1 protein-coding gene is annotated in these 582 nt (G+C 65.1%); it reads left to right on the forward strand.

Translation table 11 applies throughout. The annotated features are described in order from the left end of the window. Nucleotides 1-242 precede the first annotated feature (242 nt). Complete coding sequence (locus tag NON00_RS24655) at nt 243-395, forward strand: hypothetical protein (protein WP_256025442.1); 153 nt, start codon at nt 243-245, stop codon at nt 393-395. Nucleotides 396-582: the final 187 nt, after the last annotated feature.

Raw genomic sequence — 582 nt, forward strand, 5'->3', positions numbered from 1 at the left:
TTCCCCGCTGTTGACGAAGAGATACCCCGCCCCACCCATCGCGATCCAATGTCGATTACCGATATCCATCATCGGTCCTGACGATGAATGCGCGCCCTATATGCCAGGGCGGCAGAGCAAGGCGCTTCGCCTTACCCACGCGGTAAGCGGGGTTTACCGCGTTTGAAAGGCCAGTCCCTGGGGTAGGACCTTTCCCGGCCGCACCACACCCGGCGCACTGCCTGGCCTCAGCGGGCGCCTTGATGGCCTCGAAGAGTTTCGATGAAACGGCCAGCAGTGCGCTGGATGCCGCCCGCCAACCCGGCACGCCCTCTGCCGAGACTTTCCGGTGCGATCTGGATGGCGATTGCCAGGGCTTCGACCCCTTCCTTCGCGAAGAAGCGAAGAGCTTCTGAGGCCAAGCCTGACCCTGACAAAAAAAGCCGGCGGGTGCGGGGGAAGCACCACGCCGGCTATCAGGGGGAGGAGGGAGGGGGAAGAGACCGCTGGGAGGGGGTGACCCCCAGGGTTCAGGCGCCGACGGAGTTGATGAGCAGGGGGCTGCGCGCGTGGTCCTGGGTCGTGGCGAGGGCGCCAAGCTTG

The sequence above is a fragment of the Roseomonas sp. GC11 genome (assembly GCF_024437745.1).
Taxonomy (GTDB): domain Bacteria; phylum Pseudomonadota; class Alphaproteobacteria; order Acetobacterales; family Acetobacteraceae; genus Pseudoroseomonas.